This is a genomic window from Desulfobacterales bacterium, assembly GCA_034003325.1.
Taxonomy (GTDB): Bacteria; Desulfobacterota; Desulfobacteria; order Desulfobacterales; family JAFDDL01; genus JAVEYW01.
This window is the reverse complement of record JAVEYW010000039.1, coordinates 1-4841: the sequence shown is the minus strand read 5'-3', so window position 1 is coordinate 4841 and position 4841 is coordinate 1. Positions and strand designations below refer to the sequence as shown.

5 protein-coding genes and 1 pseudogene are annotated in these 4841 nt (G+C 48.1%); 1 reads left to right on the top strand and 5 read right to left on the bottom strand.

Annotated features, from left to right (window positions below):
• Positions 1–825: 825 nt before the first annotated feature.
• Positions 826–1067 (top strand): annotated as a pseudogene (locus tag RBT11_20520) (IS3 family transposase).
• 25 nt (positions 1068–1092) lie between these two features.
• Here RBT11_20520 and RBT11_20515 read toward each other — a convergent pair.
• The 5 genes from RBT11_20515 to RBT11_20495 form a co-directional block, all read right to left on the bottom strand.
• On the bottom strand, positions 1093–1836 hold the full coding sequence (locus RBT11_20515; GenBank protein ID MDX9789168.1) for an enoyl-CoA hydratase/isomerase family protein: 744 nt from the start codon (positions 1834–1836) through the stop codon (positions 1093–1095).
• A gap of 234 nt (positions 1837–2070) precedes the next feature.
• Positions 2071–3078, bottom strand: coding sequence for a transposase (locus tag RBT11_20510; protein MDX9789167.1), 1008 nt, complete (start codon positions 3076–3078; stop codon positions 2071–2073).
• Positions 3079–3906: 828 nt separating this feature from the next.
• Positions 3907–4080: a transposase gene (locus tag RBT11_20505; GenBank protein MDX9789166.1), complete on the bottom strand. Its 174-nt coding sequence runs from the start codon at positions 4078–4080 to the stop codon at positions 3907–3909.
• 17 nt (positions 4081–4097) lie between these two features.
• Positions 4098–4421, bottom strand: a complete 324-nt coding sequence (locus RBT11_20500) for a toxin-antitoxin system HicB family antitoxin (protein MDX9789165.1) — start codon at positions 4419–4421, stop codon at positions 4098–4100.
• Positions 4411–4662, bottom strand: coding sequence for a type II toxin-antitoxin system HicA family toxin (locus RBT11_20495; GenBank protein MDX9789164.1), 252 nt, complete (start codon positions 4660–4662; stop codon positions 4411–4413). Before RBT11_20495 ends, RBT11_20500 begins: the two co-directional genes overlap by 11 nt.
• Positions 4663–4841: the final 179 nt, after the last annotated feature.

Sequence of the window (4841 nt, the reverse complement as noted above, 5' to 3'; positions counted from 1 at the left end):
TGTTGATCTGCCATTTTTTATTCCAATAATTCGAACCGCATCACCTGACATGATTTGTCCTCCATTCTGGGGCCTATCATGCCAGGATTTTTCCAGGCTGTGAAGATGGGGTTTACCGGACGCTTACAATCTGTGATAAGGTCAAAAGACCACAGGCGCAACAGATCCTGTGAGAATAGGATCACAGGTTCAACCGAACCTAAAATATGAGAATACGCTTCAAAAAGACCGAGGCCTTATCTTGAAAAAGCCGCACCGGACAGCAATTTAGCCGCGCTCAAATTTCAACCGAATGAATACATTACGTATTTTGAGGGTTGAAATTTAAGCGCATGACAGAAAGCAACCGAAATGGAGCGATTTAAAAGTGGTCAAATAACAATTGTGTTTTCATTCAACCCCAGACCTGACCTTCGGAATAAAAAGCGCAATAAATATTGTTTAAAACCTGAATGCCGCAAGGCAAGCAAGACTGAAAGTCAGCAAAAATGGCTTCAGAAATCCAAGAACCGGGATTACTTTCGAGGGTCGTGGAATGTGCTTCGGGTTCAGGAGTGGCGAAAAGCGCATCCCGGCTACTGGCGCCAAAAATCCAAAGACGGGCAGGATGCGTTACAAGATCTCTTAAATCCACAACTGCATGGAAATACTAAAATAAATTCGATTTCGCAACCGGTGCGTTACAAGATTTCGTAAATCAACAACCTGCTGTTTTGATAGGCTTAATCGCTCAAATCACCGGATATGCGTTACAAGATAACATCGCTTTGGCGACCCGGCGTATGCAACGATTGGGGGAATGACATTTTAAACCCTATCAAAAGGAAGGCTTCAATGAGACGTAGGGGCGATAGTTATGACAACGCCCCTATTGAAAGTTTCTGGGGGTATTGAAAAACGAGTTGATCCCCCATCGCCGCTATTCTTCCAGGCGAGAGGCCATACAAGAGATTACAGAATACATTGAAATTTTCTACAACCGTCAACAACGCCAAGAAAGGCTCGGCTATCTTTCGCCAGCTGCGTTTGAGAAAAATATTTCAAATAACTGTGGATTTCATTTTTAAAAATTCAGATATCATTGGATAGTCTTTACGTCTTCTTGCCGAATGCGCTCATGCGCTCGTGGGCATCCGGGCCGTGTCCCTCGTTATGTTCCACTTCATAGCGAAGTCCCTCCGACAGGGCCATGCCGTCGGTTGCTTTGAGCAGTTTCTTGTTGGCCCGGTTTGAAAACCAAGAGTTTGCGAGAATGGAAGCTACCAGGGCCTCGATTTCCAATTCAAACCGGTCATCCGGCACGCATATGTTGACAAGTCCCATGGATAGGGCCTCTTTTGCAGTGTAAGTTTTTGCCGTGAACATCATCTCCCGTGCCTTTGCAGATCCAACCCGTCGGGGTAGGCGTTGACTCATCCCCCAGACCGGCGTCAGCGCCCATTTTCCGTGAGTGTCCGCAAACCGAGCGGATTCTGCGGCCAGGATAATATCACCGGCAAGGGCCAGCTCCAGGGCGCCGGTATAGCAGTGGCTGTGAACGGCCGTAATAACCGGCTGGGGCAACGTGGCAAGGCGCGCCACGGTTTTCGACTGAAAAAGCTCGGACGGCGGCTTTTCTCCGGCCCCGAGATCTTTCAGGTCGTGACCGGCTGAAAAACACCGGCCGTTTCCCTTGAGGACCACGCACCCGATGGTATCAATTCTCTTTTCGATGTCTTCGATATTTGTCATCAGTTCAATAAACAATTCGACATTGAGTGCATTGAGCTTGTTTGGCCGGTTGAGCATCAATGTGCACAACCCGTCTTTCTCTTCCCGCAATATTAGTTCCGACATAAAATTCCCCCATGGAAAATTAGTTTAGGCGCTTTCTATCATTAAATTGATACCTGAATTTTGCACGCATATAGCCCTTCTGGGCCATTGTGCCCATTTTTTCACAATTTGGTGAAGTACCCGTTTTCTACCTTATCACATAGCTATCTCTTTCATGATCTGTAGCCGATAAATTGGTATTTTGCCCAACCGTTTATGTTTACAAAGAATTTTCGTGCAAAAAATTTCTTGCATTCACATCTCCACGGCAAACCGTTGGGGCCACGAGCTATTGTCTTCCCATGGCTTTGGTTTCAACCTTACTCTGTCCAGGAAGTTAAGAAAATGCATCATTGCCGGCGTTCGAACATCATGAATGGAATACTTTATTTTATCCCGGTTTTGATCCTTAACAACTTTTGCAGCGATCAGTAACAGCTTTAGCCGGGCGATGCGGAGCGTATTGGTGACGATCCCCTTGAGAGGCTTGGTTTTTTCCGTATCCTCCTCATGCTCCCGGCTCTGGCCCGCCAATAGTTTCATATAGCGCCAGATGTTATAGGCCAGCATCACCACTTGAAAAAAGGCGTAATTGTTTTTGAACTTGGCCGACGGGATGGCGTCCAGCCCCTCGCGCTTGGCCTCCCCGACGAGGTTCTCGACATCCGCGCGTTTGTCATACTGGCTTACGACTTCATGCGCCGGACCTGACAGGTTCGTACAGAATATCCGGTACGTGTAATTGTCGTCCTCAAACAGCAAGCATTGCGTCGGTTGATTTGAGGCGGATGGTTTTTCCTCCTTCGGTATGCGCATGGCCACAAAGCGAAACGGTGCTTCCCACCCGGTGGGTTGATATACGCAACTGTTATACTCGATATCCTTGCGTTTCCAGGGCTGGTTCCAGGTATTGGGATCAAAGGGCGGGGTGCAGCCCTTATTGGCAATGATGAAGTCGAAACCACAGGCTCTCAGTGCCTTGATGCTTTCCCAGCTTAGGAATTCCCCATCGGCCCGGAGCAAGACCTGCTGAACACAGCCGGGTAGATAGGTCTTGATCTGAAAGATAAAGGCTGCAGTTTGCTTGCCGCTCATCGTTTCGCCTTTCCGAAGCTTGCCGACCAGGTATTCTCGGGTTTGCTCTATAAAACAAAGCACGGGCCGGTATCCCTTTTTCCCCCGATGCCTGGTGTTATGTCCCTTGCGGCCGCCTTGCTGCTCACCGTAGAGTGTCTCGACGGTGGTGTCGATATCGACATAAATAGTAGCATCAAAAGCCCCACTGCCATCGGATAGTGACCCAACTTGGGTTCGCGGGTTGGCGCACGATAGATGGAGTGAAATATTTGACTGAAACCGATCAAATCAAAAAATTTTATCATCGCTAAAAGCCCGCCAAATAGGCTTAGCTGCTCGCTGCACGTCTCGTGTGGCGTTGAAGCGTTGATTTTTCTGGCCCTGCCGCCACTTTCGTTGGATCCTTTGTCCTTGCGGTTTTGCCGCTTTTTTGATTTACTCTCTTTTACCATCTGGGTAACTCCTGTCTTTAAGGTGGAAGGCTCTCACCTCCCTTTATAACAGGATTCCCAGATGGTTTCCGCTTTCTTTGTGCCTTAAGGTGCAAAATTCAGGTATTAAAAGACGCGGAGCCGGTTGCATTCCCCGAGAACAAACGGGAGCGGGAAAAACTCGTTTTCAGAACCTATGACCTTGAAAACGTCAATGTCCGCCGAAACATCGTTCCGGATTGATTCCGGTTCCATTGGCTTCATCTCTATTCGTATTGATTCCGGCTCGCAAATCCAACAAGCCCCCCATTTTCTCGACAGGTGACAACGGTAAAGATTATCGCCAGCGTTTAGGTGGGGCCGATTTCCGGCGGAGGGCGGGTCCATACTTGGCCGGAGGTGACAGCTAAGCGCCTTTACGGCCACGATTCCATTTTTCTCCGCCCGTTTACGCTGATAAAACCTTTGCGCGGAGCTGCAATACCGGGTGGCGAAATTCGCCGCTTCCACATAGGCCCAGGCGAGGTATTTGTTGCCGTTCCTTTTGTTATTCTCTCCTTTTTTCCCGTTGGAAATTTTATTGCTACCGACACAACGGCAGTACGAAGAGTAATAAACGATTGATGTCGCCGACTTCAAGCATGATGGTTAAGCCAAGAATCTTGCCGATGCCGGGAATCGTCAGAAGCATCTCAAATTCTTTTCTCATTTTTATCTGAGATAGAACTGCCCAGGGGTTTTCGTCAAGTATGCCCATGTCTTTCAATGGGTATCTTACAATTTAGACAGAATAAACTTATTGACCGAAACCCCCTCTTCTGCCGATCTGATAACAATCTCGCGGTGCTTTTCAGCCGGAATCCTCAATGTTAAATGGCCACGAAAAGGTTTCATTCCAAATGGCACCGGCACAGGCTCACCTTCCTCCAGTAGCCATTTAATCGTTTCGTTTACAACGAATTCTATCTCGCTTAAAGCCTTGGCTGGTGTATCGCCATGAGCCGACAAGGATGGAAACTCCAAGCATCTTGCGATATGACTATCATCCTCCGCTGACCATACAATTCGGTAAGTGTATTTATCGACATTATTCTCCATAGTTCACCCCTATTTTTTCAAGCGCCCTGATTACATCCCTCACTTGGTAAGGCTTTGCATCCTTGCCATCTTTTTGAAGGTTAATCCTTGGGTCGCCTTTCCATGGCGTCTTAAAAATATGATGGCTGCCCTCAATTCTTGGCTCCCCGAAATGCCGCCGGCAAAGATTCAGTAAATCAACAAACGACACATTGGCGGGCTTGCCCGAAATATCCTTTTTCATGAGCGCATGATAGCGCATACGCTATTACCTGTCAACTCTCACCCGCGTCGCCTCTCACCCGCGTCGCCCCCACGGTAAATTTGTTCTAATTCGACGTCACCGGCGCACATGAGTTTTTGGTCATGCGAAAATAGTCGAAGACTGCCCGTGCATTAAACGTGAGCTGTCGCATTTTCTGCGCAATGCTGCGCGCTCCC